The following is a 15,640-nucleotide window of genomic DNA, read 5'->3' as shown; positions in this document are numbered from 1 at the left end:
ACTGGACCTCGTGAAAGCGGGATTCGCGGCCAGGGGCACCCGAGACCGTCAAGAAGATGACAGCGGCTCTCGAAGCCCTCTGATCAGTTCGACGCGCGCGGAATCGAGAATTTCCTCGGAGAGCGGGGAACCCTTGGTAGCTCGCGAAAGAACCAGTGCACCGAGCATGGTGGAGAGCCGGAGGAGACCGACAGCTTCGTCGTCGGCAAGAGCTGCGGCAAAATCCCCCACTCCCTCCGTGTAAACCCGACGGGCCTCGCTGTCTGCAGGCTCGCGCGCCATGTCGGCGGCGAGCGCAGCAGCGGGGCATCCGTCTGCCGGGTTGTCGCGATGCGCCACCGAGAGATAGGTATCGATCAAAGCTTTTCGGGCGGAGTCACGTTGCCCTGCATGCTCTTCGAGTCCCACAGAATGCAGCTGAGCCAGTTCCTTGAAGGCGTGGGTGGTCGCTTCGTCGATGAGAGCGTCCTTGGACGCGAACTGCTTGTAGAAGCCACCGTGGGTCAGCCCCGACGCCTTCATCAGGTCGGCGACGCTGAGGTGAGTGCCCTTCTCTCGGAACAGTCGGGCTGCGGTTTCCACGACGCGCCGACGGTTCTCTTCCGCTTGTTGCTGCGATACGCGGCCCATCACAACGCCTTCCAGTTTGGATTTCACTTGACATCTATCCTAGCCGACACTTAGATTTGATTCATAATCTAAACCTCACGAGCAATCACAACTCTGGGAGAATCATGGACCTGAACAAGACGGTTGCGGTCGTCACAGGAGCCAATCGCGGGCTCGGACGCCATCTGGCTGCGGGACTCGTCGAGCGCGGCGCAAAGGTGTACGCGGCTGCGCGCAATCCGGAAACTGTCGATCTACCCGGCGTCATCCCCCTGAGGTTGGACGTGACGGACGCCGAATCGATAACCGCCGCCGCGCAAATCGCATCGGATGTGACCTTGCTGGTCAACAACGCAGGTATCTCTACCTCGGCGCCCTTGATCGGGGGCGACATCGATGACATTCGACGAGAGATGGACGTCAACTTCTACGGCCCGCTCGCCGTGACCCGGGCGTTTGCTCCCGTCATCGAAAACAACGACGGCGGAACAATACTCAACGTTCTTTCGGTGCTGTCCTGGTTCCATCCAGCCGCGCTCGGGTCTTACGCGTCGTCGAAGGCAGCGGCCTGGGCGATGACCGACGCCGTTCGAGAAGAACTTGCGCCGCGCAGAATCTCCGTATCGGCACTGCATGTCGCATACATGGATACCGACATGGCCGCTGGCGTACCCGCCGAACAGAAGATCGATCCTGCCGACGTCGCCGCGCAAGCACTGGACGGTATCGAAAGCGGGCTCGCCGAGATCCTCGCTGACGACACCACCCGGTACGTCAAGGGGAGTCTGTCCTCGTCGAACTCCGAGTAAGCAAGGGACTGCAGACGAGTGACGCTTACCCCACCGTTTTGAGGGTGGCCAATCTGCTCAGGATCGGTGCCCGCCAAGCTGCGAGGTCTTCCGGACCGTTCTCTTCCCACAACTCGTACAACTCCGAAGTGTCGCTGTCGGAAACTGCACGCTCGAGTGCGGAGAGGACCCAACTCTTCTGCTCCGGGCTCAAGGTGCTGACGTACCCGGCGGCGTCAATTCCATCCAGCTGCACAGGCTTCGGCGCAACGCCGTGCGCAACCGCAAGAATCTCGGCGACGGCGATTGCTGTTTGAGCATCATCGGCATCGAGATAACCGCCATCGGGGTGGCTAGCGTAATCGTCGATGTCGTAGTCACCCGCCTGTACTGCGCTGAGCAGGTCGCCCGCTACGTCGTTGTCGAAAGGTCCTGAACCCCAAGTCCCCATGCTGTCTCTCCGATCCGTACCCGGCGCACCTGTCGTAAAGATATTAGTGAATCACAGGCTTCGGCCAGGACCCTCGGGCTGGAAGTACTGCGTTCGCCGGAAATCGACATCAGCGCAACGGCACGCGAAGGATGCGGTCATCACCGGGGTTGGGGTCGCCACGACCGTCGGTGTTGTTCGTCAGTATCCACAGCGACCCGTCCGGTGCGACTACAACGTCACGGAGGCGCCCGTATTCGTCGACGAACTGCTCGTCGGCGGTCGCGGGATCGGTCAAGGGCACCGTGCGGAGTCGCTCACCACGAAGATTGGCGATGTAGATCGTGCCGTCGTGGATGGCGATTCCGCTGGGGCTGGCGTCGTCAGGTGACCATTGTTGGAGCGGGTCGATGAATCCGTCTTCACCCACAATCCCTTCGACCTCGGGCCACCCGTAGTTTCCGCCTGCTTCGATCCGGTTGAGTTCGTCCCAGGTGTCCTGCCCGAACTCGCTGGCGTACATCGTGCCGTCCTCGGTCCAGGCAATGCCCTGGGAGTTGCGGTGGCCGTAGCTGTAGACAAACGAGTTCGGAAATGGATTATCTAGCGGCACATCGCCATCCGGAGTCATTCGAAGGATTTTCCCGGACATCGAGTCGAGGTCCTGAGCTCTGTCTCGACTACCGGCATCACCGACAGTGGCATACAGCATCCCGTCCGGGCCGAACGTGATGCGACCACCGTTGTGGTAGCTGGCCGAAGCGAGCCCGTCGAGAATCGTCTCGGCCGGCCCGAGCGCGAATTCCCCCGGAGCACCGATGATGTCGAAGCGTTCGATCCGGTTCTCCCCGTTCGCGGTGAAGTACGCGTACAGGCGGTTTTCACGTACTGCGATCCCTAGTAAACCGCCCTCACCCCTGGGGCTGACGCCGTCGACGACTCCCACCTCGCGGCTGTTTCCGCCGGCGTCGAGTTCGAGGATTCGCGCGCTGTCGCGCTCACTGACAAGTGGTGTATCGCCGTGGAATGCGATCGACCAGGGCGCGTCCAAGCCGTCGGCGACGGTCTCGGGTTCGCCGAAGGCCGCGGCGGGCGCCGATCGTGTTGTCGTGCTTGCCTGCGGACCGGGCCCTTCAGGATCCTCGCTACCGCAGGCAGTCAGGAAGGCCGAAAGGACCACTGCGGCGCCAAGCCCTCGGATCTGTCGTCGTGTCATGGGCGCGCCTCCCGGGTTCAGGCAGTCTTTGCGCCGACGGTAGCGCGCAATCGGTCACACCGGGAGTCCCTTCGAGTACCCCCAACGACCGGGACTCCCTCGCAGGCGACGGGCGTGATGCCCTGGACGGGTGCGCCACGACATGCGCGTCGTCAACAGAAAGAGAACTGACCACCTCATGATTTCCGCCCCGACCGTCGAAGAAACCGGCCGCCTGCCGCTCGTGATCTATGTGCTGGCCGTCGGAGTTTTCTTGATGGGCACAACCGAATTCGTCGTCGCCGGCATTCTTCCCGAGATTGCGGGTGACCTCGGGACGTCGATCGCGAACGTCGGCTTGATGATCACCGTCTTCGCGATCGGGATGATCGTCGGCACGCCGGCGATGGCGATCTTGACACTCAGGGTTCCCCGACGCGTGACCTTGAGCTCGGCCCTGATTGTTTTCGCGATCGGACACGTCATCGTCGCGCTCTCGTCCAACTTCGGACTCATTCTCGGCGCCCGCTTCCTCACAGCCGTGGCGACGGGCGCCTTCTGGGCAGTCGCTGCAGTGGTCGGAGCAAAAGCGGCAGGCCCGGCGTCTTCCTCGCGCGCGCTCGGCATCGTCTTGGGCGGAGGCATGCTCGCGAACGTCATCGGTGTTCCGCTCGGCGCTCTGGCCGGTCAGAGCATCGGGTGGCGTGGTCCTTTCTGGGCCCTCGCCGCCCTCGCACTCGTCGCCGCGGCCGTCGTCCACCGATTGGTACCCGCCGACACCGAATCCGGTGCGGTGCCGTCCTGGCGAGCGGAGATCGCGAGCCTACGGGACGGACGCATCTGGCTCGTTCTGTCCGGTTGCGCCGTCGTGTGCGGGTCGTCGCTGGCGGCGTACAGCTTCATCTCTCCGCTGTTGACCGAGAACACGGGACTTGCTGCGTCGGCAGTGCCGCTAGTGCTTGTCGGCTACGGACTCGGTGCGTTCGTCGGCTCCAATCTCGGCGGTCGACTCGGTGCGAAGCATCAGTACGGGGTCTTGTTCGTCTCGGCAGCGATGACGTTTCTCGTGCTCGGGGCGCTCTGCCTCTTCTCGCACAACGTGATCGTGACGGTGTTTCTCGTAGTCATGCTGGGACTATTCGGCATGTCGACCAATCCCATCCTGATCGGGATGGCTGTGCGTTATGCCGATCAGGCGCCGACGATGGCTTCTGCTCTCAGCACCTCGTCGTTCAATCTGGGCACGGCGGTCGGCTCCTGGATCGCCGGGTTTGCGTTCGCCTCGAGTCTCGGTGCCACTGGGCCGGTGTTGGTAGGCACCGGCGTTGCCGCTCTCTACTTTCTGCCGCTGATGATCCTGTTGCGCAAGGAACGCACGAAGCGCACCGCCGTCGAAGTCGTCAACTGACGACCCGATCAACCGTCGCGCAGTTCGTCAGCCGTCCGTCAGCGACCGCTCCGACACGTGAGGCGAAGAGTCCGCATTCTCACTGGCTGCCAACGAGGCGAGTAACTGCATCCGTTCCGCGGACGGCGATCCCGGCTCTGCGGTGTAGATCGTGAGCGTCAACCCCGGCTCGGCGGCCATCTCCAAACCTTCGAAGGCAAGCGTCAGCTCCCCCACGGCGGAGTGGTGAAATGTCTTGAATCCGGTGCCGTGATGGCGGACGTCGTGCGCGCCCCACCGACGCCGGAATTCCTCACTCCGAGTGCTGAGTTCACCGATCAGATCGTGCAATTCCTTGTTGTGAGGATCTCGCCCGGCCTCGGTTCGCAGAATCGAGACGGTCACCTCGGCAAACTCGTTCCAGTCCGGATAAAACTCGAAAGCCCTTTCGTCGAGGAACGTGAAGCGCGCGATGTTCGGGGGCTGCCCCGGCATGTCGTACAGGTCCTTGTAGAACGCACGCGCGAGTGGGTTGACAGCAAGAAGATCCATGCGACCGTTCCGCACGAAAGCGGGTCCCGCGGTGACTGCATCAAGCGCCCACTGCAGGCTCTGATGGGGCTTCCAGCCCTTCGCATTTCGCCGACGCGGGGGCCTGGCTACCGGGCTTGCCGCGTGCGCGAGATCAAAAAGGTGGGCGCGCTCGGCGTCGTCGAGTCGTAAGGCCTTCGCGATACTGTCGAGTACACCCGGCGATGCGCCGCTGATCGCTCCGCGCTCGAGCCTCGTGTAGTACTCGACGCTCACGCCGGCGAGGGTTGCCACTTCACTTCGACGTAGACCGTCCACGCGGCGGTTCGATCCGGCCGGAAGTCCAACTTGTTCGGGCGTGACTCGGGCGCGCCGCGAGGTCAGGAATTCGCGTACTTGCGCTCGATCGTCCATGCCATCGAGCGTAAGTCAGTGACCGGTAGCGAGGGAGTCCCTCGCAGTACCACTATCGCGCGGGACTCCCGCACGCCGCCGAATCGTGATCAGGTTGAAGTGACACGAAGAAACCGATGGTGAGGAGCCACGTCATGCGCGCTGTCGTCATGCATGCCCCCGGCGATGTCCGGGTCGAAGAGATCGATGCGCCGGTGATCGTCGAACCGACCGACGCGATCATTCGCGTTACAGCCACCTGCGTCTGCGGTTCCGACCTCTGGCCGTATCGCGGCATCGAAGAGCTGAATGGCCCGACGCCGATGGGACACGAATACGTGGGCGTCGTCGAACAGGTCGGCCCCGACGTCAACGACATCGAAGTTGGGGACTTCGTCGTGGGCTCGTTCGTCGCGTCGGACAACACCTGCGAAATCTGCGAGGCCGGCTTTCAGTCTCGCTGTATACACCAGGTCATGATGGGCTCGGTCGGCACCCAATCCGAATACGCTCGCATCCCGCTCGCGGACGGCACCCTCGTCCCTGTCCACGGAGAGCCGACCGAGCGGCAGGCCCGCAGCCTCCTTGCAGCCTCCGACGTACTCGGCACCGGTTGGTTCGCCGCCGTAGCTGCGGAAGCCGGACCTGGCAAAACGGTCGCCGTCGTCGGCGACGGCGCAGTCGGACTTTTGGCGATCCTCGCTGCCAGACAACTCGGCGCCGAGCGGATCATTGCCATGTCACGTCACGCCGACCGGCAGGCACTCGCCACACAATTCGGCGCCACCGACATCGTCGAAGAGCGGGGCGACGCGGGCATCGCGAAGATCAAGGAACTCACCGGCGGCTACGGCGCCCACTCGACCGTCGAAGCCGTAGGTACCCAAGAATCGATGATGCAGGCTATCGGAGCTACCCGCCCCGGCGGACATGTCGGCTACGTCGGGGTATCCCACGGCGTCGAACTCGACGGCATGAACCTGTTCTTCGCGACGGTGAGCCTGCTCGGCGGTCCCGCGCCGGTCAGGCGATTCCTACCCGAACTGATCGAGCTCATCATGACCGACCAGATCGACCCAGGCATCGTCTTCGACCTCACTCTCCCGTTGGAGGACGCCGCCGCAGGCTACCGGGCGATGGACGAGCGGCGCGCCACCAAAGTGCTACTCACCCTCTGACCGATACCAAAGGCTCACGAGACAGAACTGGGCTCTACACGCCGATCGAGAAACGTCTCGGCTACCAACGAGAGGCGCTCTTGGTTTACCGAGCAGCATGTTCACTGATCACAGCGAATGCGTATGACGCCGAAGGTGAGGATGGGTACTTCTATTGGCGCGCAGTCGCTTTGATCCCAGAGGATGCTACGCGACTGATATGCACCCCCACCGGCGGAAACCGATTGTACGAGTGAATGTTTCAATGAGAGCGACTCGGCGCTACTTTGCAGCAACGAAACTCGTCTCTACCTACGGTTGCGTACTGAATTCCTTGTGGGGCAGGCTTTCTTGTGTACTGCTGACGAGCCGTATCTGCTGACGAACCGTATTGCTGACGAACCAAGGTCGGAGAACAATGGGTCACTACAAAAGCAACGTGCGTGATATCGAGTTCAATCTGTTCGAGGTGCTCGGGACCGGCGAACTGTTGGATGCCGGCGCTTACGGGGACCTCGACACCGACACTGTGCGCAACATTCTTGCGGAAGTAGCGAGACTGGCAGAAGGCCCGGTCGCCGCGTCCTTCGCCGACGCGGATCGGAACCCTGTCGAATTCGACGCACCCAATCACGCAGTTGTGGTCCCGGAACCTCTGCGCAAGACGGTCGAGGCGGTGAACGAGGCCGGTTGGTCGCGACTCGGCCTACCAGAAGGCATGGGTGGTGTTCCTGCTCCTGCACCGTTGGTCTGGGCGATCGGCGAAATGTTGGTCGCGGCAAACGGATCCGCAAGCTTTTTCAACATGGGTCCACTGATGGCGAGCGTGCTCTACACCATCGGAAACGAACAGCAAAAACACTGGGCCAAAGAAGGATTCGAGCGCGGATGGGCCGGAACGATGGTGCTCACCGAACCAGACGCCGGATCCGATGTAGGCGCAGGCCGAACAAAGGCAATCGCGCAGGACGACGGCACGTGGCACATCGAGGGCGTCAAGCGATTCATCTCCGGCGGTGACGTCGGAGACACGGCCGAGAACCTCTTCCACTTGGTGCTTGCCCGGCCCGAGGGAGCCGGTCCAGGAACCAAAGGTTTGAGCCTGTTCTACGTTCCGAAGTCCCATTTCAACTCGGACACACTTGAACTGGGAGAGCGCAACGGTGTGTACGTCACCGGCGTCGAGCACAAGATGGGTCTCAAGTCTTCCCCGACTTGCGAGCTCACCTTCGGAGCGACGGACGTTCCTGCCGTCGGCTGGCTCGTGGGTGATGTCCACAACGGTATCGCCCAGATGTTCCAGGTCATCGAGAACGCTCGAATGATGGTGGGCACCAAGGCTACCGGAACACTGTCCACCGGCTATCTCAACGCCCTCGAGTATGCGAAAGAACGAATTCAAGGTGCAGACCTTACCGAGCTGACAAACAAGACCGCACCCCGTGTGGCCATTACGCATCACCCTGACGTCCGACGCAGCCTGGCGATGCAGAAGGCCTACGCCGAAGGCCTCCGAGCGGTCTACCTCTACACCGCTGCACACCAGAATGCCGATGTCGCCGAGTTGGTTTCGGGTGCGGATGCCGAATTGGCGGCGCGGGTCAACGATCTGCTGCTGCCGATCGTCAAGGGCGTCGGCTCCGAGAAGGCCTACGAACTGCTCACCGAGAGCCTGCAGACCCTGGGCGGCTCCGGTTATCTTCAGGACTACCCCATAGAGCAGTACATCCGCGATGCCAAGATCGACACCCTGTACGAGGGCACCACGGCAATCCAGGCGCAGGACTTCTTCTTTCGAAAGATCGCACGCGACCGCGGCGTTGCGCTCGCTCACGTAGCCGGTCGCATACGAGAGTTCATCGACAGTGAGGCCGGGAACGGTCGACTCAAGGCCGAGCGAGTCCTACTCGAGACCGCCTTGACCGACGTGCAGGAGATGGCCGGGACGCTCACCGGGTATCTGATGGCTTCCCAGGACCAACCCTCCGAGTTGTACAAGATAGGCCTCGGCTCGGTGCGCTTTCTGTACGCGGTAGGCGACCTGCTCATCGGATGGCGCCTGTTGGTGCAAGCGGAAGTCGCGTTGGCAGCCTTGGACCGTGACGCGTCGGCAAAGGACCGGTCGTTCTATCGGGGCAAGGTGGTGATCGCGTCGTACTTCGCCAAGAACATCCTGCCCGTCCTGGCGTCGACCAAAGAAATCCTGGGTTCCCTCGACAACGAGATCATGGAACTCGAGGAAGACGCATTCTGACAACGTGCCATGCGCGGTATGGGTAGTGCGCAACTCGGAATGCTTGCTGCGTGATTCAAACGCGGTCGTGAACCGGCGACGGAATCTTGTTGGAACGATACGAGTCTCCGCTCCGGTTCGGCCGCCAGAGACGCCAGTGTTTCGCGGACAACCGGAACGGGAGATGGTCTTGTAGGTGACGAGCACCGGACGACAACCGTTCGTCTGCAGGCAGGTTGAGCCACAGGGACAGTGAGGATGTCGCGTTGCCGAGGGTTGCGCGTATGCCTGACTCGCCGAGAATCCGGCCGTATCCATCCACGGCAAAACGGCCGAACGCGTCGGGGGTGATGTCGGGGTACGGCGCGCGGGTGTTGGGGTCGATCAGGCGTACGGGCGCGCTGCAGGTCAGCGCCGCCACAGAACGTCCGTGGGTTGTGACCGCATCGCAACCAACGAGGGCATCGAGCGCTTCGTTGACAGAACCAGGTGGGACGTTCCATTCGGTATGGGTTTGCGCTTTGTAGCGGGGCCCACCGAAGAGCTCGGTAGCGAACGATGACAACTGCGCGGTCGGCTCGGATGGCCCCCTCTGGTAGATCTCGAACGTCCACGACGGCAACGACACTGGTTCGGTGCAGGATTCCAGGAATGTCTGCAGCCGCTGAAATGCAACATCGGGACGCTTGACTCGAAGCGAGTGTGCACCACCGGCGGACCCGGGCAACCCGTCGTATGTCACTACCTCGGGCAATGCGGCTTCCGGTGTCCGCGCCGTCACAGGTTAGCCAATCGCGAAAGCACTACCCCGGCTGGTTCCTCCGTCGCGTGGCGATAGCCGGTGCCGGCCCATAGGTGCATGCGCTCGGGATCTGCCTGCGCAACAGCGGCTTTGCGCATCGGGTTGGTCAGGTGATGGATGGCCGGATACCCGATGGGCGCCCGTGCGTCGTAGCGATCGATGAACTCGTTCCGAAGTGCTCGTGCAGGACGTCCCGTGAAAGCTCTTGTGACGAACGTGTTCCCGCGTGACGTGTCGGCCAGAGCTGCCTTGTGCGGAGCCGAGGCACCACTCTCCTCGGTGCGCAGCAGTACGGTACCGACCACTGCCGCGTCCGCTCCGGCACGTAAGGCTGCAGCGACGTCGGCGGAGGTCGCCAGTCCACCGGCCGCCAATAGCGGAACAGAGGTGCGATGACGGATTTGTGCGATCAGTTCGGTGATCGGTGTTTCTGCCGGAACCTGCAGGGGAGTGAGCGTTCCGGAGTGGCCGCCGGCAGCCGACGATTGCACGACAAGCAGATCGGCACCGGCGTCGACGGCAAGGAGCGCCTCTGCCTCCGAAGTCACTGTGAGGACGACAAGTGAACCGGCAGCGCGCAGCGCCTTGATGACGCCCGGTGCGGGAAAGCCGAAGGTGAAGCTGACCACCGGAACCGGGCTGGCCAGGAGCAGATCGATCTTGTCCTCGAAATAGTCGTCGTCTTCGACCGGCTCACCGTCAGCCAGTGTGATGCCGTAGCGATCCGCCTCGACCTGGATCGCCCTGGCATAGGCACGGTAGGCATCGACATCGACAGGCACCGGGTTGGGCGCAAAGACGTTGACACCGAAGGACACTCCCTCGGCGCGCACGGCGTCGATCTGGTCGGACAGAGCCTGAGGCGTCTTGTACCCGGCGGCGAGGAAGCCGAGACCGCCTGCGCGAGAGGCAGCAGCAACAAGTGCCGGTGTGGAAGCGCCGCCGGCCATGGGCGCTGCGATGACAGGGACCTTCAGGTCGAGATCGGTTGTGAGTGCGCTCATTCGAACATCTCCAGTCCTACGTCGGGTAGTGCTCCGGCGGTTTCGTCATCTGACATCAAAAACTACCTCCTCAGTCGAGGTGGCCGACCGAGGGTCCGCATCGAGATCGGAAGGGAATCGGAACCGCAAAACCGCGGCGGCCACTGCCGCGCCCAGGACGACGGCCGCACCCAACAGCAGAGCGTCGCGATACCCGTCTCGCAGCAACGGAGTGACAACGAGTGGGCCGAGAATCTGACCGACGCTGTATCCAGCGGTCAGCAACGCCACGGCGCGTGGGAACTGCAGGTGCGCGCCGATTGCCAACACAATTGACCCGATACCAAGGAAGGTGACACCGAACAGGAAAGCTGAAATCAGTGCGGGGCCGACGCCTCCGATCACAGCAGGAAGCGCTATGCCCACCGCCTGAATCAACAGGGCAACGAGAAGCAGAGTCGGCCTCGACCAACGCAGGCTGAGCCAAGCCCACAGGGCGCACGAGGGAAATGCGGCCAGACCGACCACTATCCAAGCGCCGCTGCCGACCCATTCTGGAGCGGCGAGATCGATTGCGGCAACAAGGAACGTGCCCGCGATGATGTAGCCGATGCCTTCCAGGAAATAACTGATGACCAGGGCGGTGAACCAGCGATGGGAACTGGGAGTTCCCGGCGCGTCCGGCGTGATGATCGGACGCGGTTCCGGCGTCAATCCCCAGGCGGCGACCGCACACACCACTGCAAGGCCCGCAGATGCCAGCCAGGCAGTACCCCAGGAACCGATGAAGCGGACGACGAACACGAGGACCCCGGACAGGACGATACCCAGCCCAACTCCGCCGAATCCCCATCCGGCCAGGAATTGGGACTGCCCCCGAAGGTGCGCGTGCAAAGCGCTGACGGCGATCATGAAGACGAGGGCACTGGCAATGCCTGCGATGAGCCGCAGGGCGAACCAGATGGATCCGTCGTGGGTAGTGGGCATGAGTGCCAAAGTCGCAATGAGGACCACCAACGACGTACGCATCACCGCTGCCGAGCGCACCACGCCGGGAATGAGGATTCCCGCGAGCGCGCCGATCAGGTACCCGACGTAGTTGGCCGTCGCCAGGGTGGCGCCGAGCGAGGCGGACAGACCGGCCTGCGTGTGCATCAACGGCAGAATCGGTGTGTAGACGAATCGACCGATTCCCATGCTCGCCGCCAGCGCAGCGGCAGCTTGGACAGCGTGCGCTCGCGAGGAGACGCCGTTGCGGATTGTGGTCATGGTCTTATCGTGTGCCCCGGCCGCGCCGGACCGCCACGACCGCTTTGCTCCCGACTGATAGGCGCAACCTCCCACCGCACGTAGCATGAAGGATCGTGGAGCTGCGTCAGCTGAGATACTTCGAGGTCGTCGCCGAGGAACTGCACTTCGGCCGAGCCGCGGCACGACTACTGATAGCCGGGCCGTCATTGTCGCAGCAGATCATGGCACTCGAACGCGACCTCGGCGTCAAGCTGTTCGTCCGCGACCGCCGTTCCGTCGCTCTGACGCCAGCCGGCGCGGCGCTGCTCCCCGATGTCCGTGCGCTACTCGAGAGTGCCGAGAACCTGCGGCGCCGCGCGGAGCGTCTGTCCGGAGCGGAGCCCGTCCGGATCGGCTACGTCAATTGGCTCCCCACGGATCTGATCGCGCGCACTTCAGGGGTCGCGCAACTGCACGTCGACGCCTGGGTGGTGCCTTCGCACGCGCAGGCCGCGCGGGTAGCGGACGGCAGCCTCGACCTGGCGATCGCCTGGGTGCGGAAAACCGATGTCGCCCAACATGCTCTGAGCGCAAAACTGCTCGGTGCGGATCGGCTGTACGCGGTCTCCACCGGAGAGGACACCACACCGGTGCGGGCACGCGACGTCGTCGTACTCGTCGACGAAGACACCACCTCCTGGTATTCGTGGAACGTCTACGCCGAAGAATTCGCTCGCGACACCGGCGCACAGATTCTGCGCATCAACGACGGTGGTATCACCGGCCCGGCATTCTTCGATCACGTGCGTGCCATCGGCCGTCCTTTCGTCAACTCGCCCAAAGGGCAGACCATCACGCTGCCGAGCGATCTCACGGCACGCCCGATGATCGACCCGGCGGCAATCTGGACGTGGTCACTCCTGTGTCGCGAGAACGAAACGCGTCCTGCCGTTCTCGCGGCCGTCGACGCTCTCACCCGCGGCGTGACTGATCTCGGAATCCACGAAGACGGGATATGGCTACCCATGGACGATCCTTACCGGAGGACTCGATGACACGACGCGCTATTCGAGTTTTCTGGGGACGACGGCCGGAATCGGTGCAGGCCGTGGCCTCCCGGTGGCGCCGGACGTTGGAACAAGTCGAGTTCCTGTTGCCCGAGTCGGTCGACGGATCGTGGCAACAGGTCCATTCCTCCGGACCTGCCACTTCCGTAACCGTCGACCAGTTGGCACAGGTCCTCGAGAACGCGCAGGCCGCCGAAGACTGGTCGGATCGTCTGGGAATCGGATTGAGGCTCGCATCCAGTGGAGGGCCCGAATGGGACCTCGAAGTCTCCGGCTTGGCGGGCGGCGAACCGGAAATCGTCCTACGTTCGATGATTCTCGCTGTCAGCGCGCCAGACGCCGCCGAAGTTCCTGAGACAGAACTACTTCGGATGCTCGCCGCGGTGTGGGAACCGGACTTCGGAGATGTCACCGACGACAACATCCTCGACGCTCTCGAAGACGAGTCCGACTATCGCGTCGGAGATCCCGTGATCGGCCGCGTCGGCTACCTCTCGTCCGCTCGCGCTGACGCGATCCCGGATGACCTGGCCGTAGACGTTACCGCGTTACCCGGCGGCGTGTTGCTACAGATCGGGGCCGTCGAGGGGGTCGTTTTGGCCTACGAGCGCCTGCGCGAGACCGGCGCCCTCGATCCGCTTCCACGTCCACTGGACCGCGCAGTCTTCTGAAGGCGGTTACCGTTCGTCGAGTTTGGGTAGCCCGGGCGTCGGAACGAAGTCTCGCCGCGGCACTACCGCCGAAAAATGAACCGAAAGGCCCACCGCATGGTTGACGTCACCCGCAAATTCACCGCCGAGGTACCGATCGAGAAGGCTGCGGCGTTTCTCCGCGACTTCGCCAATGCGCCGACGTGGGATCCGGGCACCGAGAGTTGCACGCAGATCTCCGACGGTCCTGTCGGCGTCGGAACCCAATGGCACAACGTGTCGAAGCTGTTCGGCGTCACCACGGAACTGACGTACACGCTGGTGACCGACGAGCTGAATCACGTTGTTCTCGAAGGAAAGAACAAGACTGCCACCAGTACCGACGACATCACCTTGACTTCGGTGGGTCCGAACTCGACCGAGATCGAATATCACGCGAACGTCGAGTTCAACGGTGCCGCCAAGATTGCGTCGCCTCTCCTGAAGGCGGGATTCGAAGCCAAAGTGGCACCGGAGACGGTGAAGAAGATGACGGAGGCCCTCGAAGCGCTCTGACAAGTCCGTCAGGTTCTTGTCACTGTGTGTTGCCGCCGCTCGCGCCACCGTTGCGAGCTTCGATGGCATCGATGGACTTCGTGAACGACTTTCCCAGCACTTGGGTGCCGACGAGTCCGAGTACCGACGCCAGGAGCTTTCCCTTGAGGTTCTTGCCGTCCCGGACCACGACGGCGTCGACATCGGTCAGGCCCGTCGGCTGCCGGGTCAGCGTGTAGGTATGGCTCGACGCCCCGCCCCACAGGTTGGAGTCGGTGGTTGTCATCACGACGCGGTGCGGGTCGGTCCAGTCGTAGTGCAGACGCTCCCAGATACCACTGGAGCCCTCGGTGACATCAGCATCGTGGGGTCCTTGTTGGTGCACTTTCAGGTAGCTGTCCGCACTGCGGCCGAAGATTTCCTCACGGCCCGGGCCGAAGTCGGTCAGGCCGGCAAGGACCTGTTCGGGCGTCGCAGTGGTCGTCTTGTGAAGATGGATCGTGGTCATGGCGCCTTCTTTCAACTGTGGATGATCCGGTGCTGAAAAAGCCGGGGAGTGACTCATCCAGCACACCACTCACACGAAATGAATGAAAGAGAATTGCTCGCCCTGTCTCGATCCGCTGTCTCGATCCGCTATTCGACGCCGCGCCGGCTGGCAGTGATTGCGCCGTGCGGCCTGTAGCCGCTCCCCGTCCGGGTATGGGTCTCGATCACGTCGAAACCCGCTGTGACCAGCACCTCGGCAAGTTCGATCACCGGCCATCGATAACCAGTCGTCGCGGCATGATCAAAAGGCTCTACCGTTGTGCCTTCGAAGAAGCCCACCAGCAACCCACCACCTGGGCGGATCACGCGCGCGAATTCAGCGAGCGGTGCCTCGATATCTTGCGGGTGATGGTGAATGAGCGAGTACCAGGACAGCACGCCGCCCAGTGAATTCGTTTTCGCGTCCAACGCCTCGAAGCCCCCGACCTCGAAGGAAAGATCCGGGTATTGGTTGCGTGCTCGTTCGACGAACTCGGGCACGAGATCGATCCCGCTCACAGCCAGCCCGCTCTGGGCCAGGAAGTCTGTCCACTGCCCCGGCCCGCACCCGGCGTCGAGCACGGGGCCGGTCAAAGTGACAGCCCAGCTGGTCACCAGGGCCCGATCAGATGCATGCGTCGAATCCATCGAGCCGAAGAGGTCCGTGTACTCCTGGGATCTGGCCGAATACGACTCTCGGACTACGTCGCGGCGCGTTGCACTCGAATTCTCCACGCCGTCAATAATTATCGATGTGCACCATTCCTTCGCCACAACTCGCCGAACCGAAGGTTCATACTCTGTTGAAGGCCTACGGTCACGTCCGGAAACTGAGGTCATATGGTGGAAGAGAAAGAACTGGCGGCGAAGATCCGCGAACTACTCAGTGCCCGATCGGCCGAGTCGAGCATCTGCCCCTCCGACGTGGCCCGCGCAGCGGCACCCGACAATTGGCGGCCGCTGATGGAACCTGTCCGAGAGGCTGCCCGCCACATGGTGGCCGAGGGCGAAGTACAGATCACCCAAGGCGGCGAAGTCGTCGACCCGGAATCCGTACGAGGTCCGATCAGGATTCGGTGGGCTCGTTGATCAACCGCGTGACTTCTGGCGGCACTGCTCTCGC

The 15,640-nt window shown here is 62.7% G+C and carries 17 protein-coding genes; 8 read left to right on the top strand and 9 right to left on the bottom strand.

The window, feature by feature from the left end; translation table 11 throughout:
• Positions 1 to 48 precede the first annotated feature (48 nt).
• A complete protein-coding gene (locus G4D79_RS06510; RefSeq protein WP_214514227.1) occupies positions 49 to 657 on the bottom strand; it encodes a TetR/AcrR family transcriptional regulator in 609 nt (202 codons plus the stop codon).
• A gap of 77 nt (positions 658 to 734) precedes the next feature.
• Here G4D79_RS06510 and G4D79_RS06505 point away from each other — a divergent pair, with 77 nt between their 5' ends.
• A complete protein-coding gene (locus tag G4D79_RS06505; RefSeq protein WP_099697236.1) occupies positions 735 to 1,418 on the top strand; it encodes an SDR family oxidoreductase in 684 nt (227 codons plus the stop codon).
• Positions 1,419 to 1,443: 25 nt separating this feature from the next.
• Here G4D79_RS06505 and G4D79_RS06500 read toward each other — a convergent pair whose 3' ends face one another.
• Both G4D79_RS06500 and G4D79_RS06495 read right to left on the bottom strand, forming a co-directional pair.
• Complete coding sequence (locus G4D79_RS06500; protein ID WP_099697237.1) at positions 1,444 to 1,848, bottom strand: DUF4259 domain-containing protein; 405 nt, start codon at positions 1,846 to 1,848, stop codon at positions 1,444 to 1,446.
• Between the two features lie 109 nt (positions 1,849 to 1,957).
• The gene (locus G4D79_RS06495) at positions 1,958 to 3,043 is read right to left on the bottom strand and encodes a sorbosone dehydrogenase family protein (RefSeq protein WP_099697238.1); all 1,086 of its coding nucleotides are present in this window, start codon (positions 3,041 to 3,043) and stop codon (positions 1,958 to 1,960) included.
• A gap of 178 nt (positions 3,044 to 3,221) precedes the next feature.
• Here G4D79_RS06495 and G4D79_RS06490 point away from each other — a divergent pair, with 178 nt between their 5' ends.
• Positions 3,222 to 4,430, top strand: coding sequence for an MFS transporter (locus tag G4D79_RS06490; protein WP_116057661.1), 1,209 nt, complete (start codon positions 3,222 to 3,224; stop codon positions 4,428 to 4,430).
• A 27-nt stretch (positions 4,431 to 4,457) separates the two neighbouring features.
• Here the strand turns inward: G4D79_RS06490 and G4D79_RS06485 are convergent, their stop codons facing one another.
• Positions 4,458 to 5,354 (bottom strand): helix-turn-helix transcriptional regulator, encoded by an 897-nt coding sequence (locus G4D79_RS06485; RefSeq protein ID WP_030537174.1) that lies wholly within the window; start codon positions 5,352 to 5,354, stop codon positions 4,458 to 4,460.
• 134 nt (positions 5,355 to 5,488) lie between these two features.
• Here G4D79_RS06485 and G4D79_RS06480 point away from each other — a divergent pair, with 134 nt between their 5' ends.
• Together G4D79_RS06480 and G4D79_RS06475 are read left to right on the top strand one after the other, a co-directional pair.
• Entirely contained in the window at positions 5,489 to 6,511 is a 1,023-nt protein-coding gene (locus tag G4D79_RS06480) for a zinc-dependent alcohol dehydrogenase family protein (RefSeq protein ID WP_083058640.1), read from the top strand.
• Positions 6,512 to 6,908: 397 nt separating this feature from the next.
• The gene (locus G4D79_RS06475; RefSeq protein WP_099697239.1) at positions 6,909 to 8,744 is read left to right on the top strand and encodes an acyl-CoA dehydrogenase; all 1,836 of its coding nucleotides are present in this window, start codon (positions 6,909 to 6,911) and stop codon (positions 8,742 to 8,744) included.
• A 55-nt stretch (positions 8,745 to 8,799) separates the two neighbouring features.
• Here the strand turns inward: G4D79_RS06475 and G4D79_RS06470 are convergent, their stop codons facing one another.
• From G4D79_RS06470 to G4D79_RS06460, 3 genes are read right to left on the bottom strand one after another with little or no spacing between them, the layout of a single operon-like run.
• Positions 8,800 to 9,504 (bottom strand): hypothetical protein, encoded by a 705-nt coding sequence (locus G4D79_RS06470; RefSeq protein WP_099697240.1) that lies wholly within the window; start codon positions 9,502 to 9,504, stop codon positions 8,800 to 8,802.
• Entirely contained in the window at positions 9,501 to 10,529 is a 1,029-nt protein-coding gene (locus G4D79_RS06465) for a nitronate monooxygenase family protein (RefSeq protein ID WP_099697241.1), read from the bottom strand. Before G4D79_RS06465 ends, G4D79_RS06470 begins: the two co-directional genes overlap by 4 nt.
• A 45-nt stretch (positions 10,530 to 10,574) precedes the next feature.
• On the bottom strand, positions 10,575 to 11,777 hold the full coding sequence (locus tag G4D79_RS06460) for a YbfB/YjiJ family MFS transporter (RefSeq protein ID WP_099697242.1): 1,203 nt from the start codon (positions 11,775 to 11,777) through the stop codon (positions 10,575 to 10,577).
• Positions 11,778 to 11,872: 95 nt separating this feature from the next.
• Here G4D79_RS06460 and G4D79_RS06455 point away from each other — a divergent pair, with 95 nt between their 5' ends.
• The 3 genes from G4D79_RS06455 (at position 11,873) to G4D79_RS06445 (ending at position 14,010) form a co-directional block, all read left to right on the top strand.
• Positions 11,873 to 12,793 (top strand): LysR family transcriptional regulator, encoded by a 921-nt coding sequence (locus G4D79_RS06455; RefSeq protein WP_099697243.1) that lies wholly within the window; start codon positions 11,873 to 11,875, stop codon positions 12,791 to 12,793.
• Positions 12,790 to 13,476 (top strand): hypothetical protein, encoded by a 687-nt coding sequence (locus tag G4D79_RS06450; RefSeq protein ID WP_099697244.1) that lies wholly within the window; start codon positions 12,790 to 12,792, stop codon positions 13,474 to 13,476. Before G4D79_RS06455 ends, G4D79_RS06450 begins: the two co-directional genes overlap by 4 nt.
• 96 nt (positions 13,477 to 13,572) lie before the next feature.
• Complete coding sequence (locus G4D79_RS06445; RefSeq protein WP_007735601.1) at positions 13,573 to 14,010, top strand: SRPBCC family protein; 438 nt, start codon at positions 13,573 to 13,575, stop codon at positions 14,008 to 14,010.
• Positions 14,011 to 14,029: 19 nt separating this feature from the next.
• Here the strand turns inward: G4D79_RS06445 and G4D79_RS06440 are convergent, their stop codons facing one another.
• Complete coding sequence (locus G4D79_RS06440) at positions 14,030 to 14,497, bottom strand: hypothetical protein (RefSeq protein WP_020971317.1); 468 nt, start codon at positions 14,495 to 14,497, stop codon at positions 14,030 to 14,032.
• Positions 14,498 to 14,625: 128 nt separating this feature from the next.
• Positions 14,626 to 15,252, bottom strand: a complete 627-nt coding sequence (locus G4D79_RS06435) for a class I SAM-dependent methyltransferase (protein ID WP_180279562.1) — start codon at positions 15,250 to 15,252, stop codon at positions 14,626 to 14,628.
• 105 nt (positions 15,253 to 15,357) lie between these two features.
• Between G4D79_RS06435 and G4D79_RS06430 the strand changes: the two genes are divergently transcribed.
• Complete coding sequence (locus G4D79_RS06430; RefSeq protein WP_180279563.1) at positions 15,358 to 15,606, top strand: DUF3253 domain-containing protein; 249 nt, start codon at positions 15,358 to 15,360, stop codon at positions 15,604 to 15,606.
• Positions 15,607 to 15,640 lie beyond the last annotated feature (34 nt).

This window comes from Rhodococcus sp. WY5, from assembly GCF_018588185.1.
GTDB lineage: Bacteria > Actinomycetota > Actinomycetes > Mycobacteriales > Mycobacteriaceae > Rhodococcus_F > Rhodococcus_F qingshengii.
This window is presented reverse-complemented; position numbering and strand designations above follow the sequence as displayed.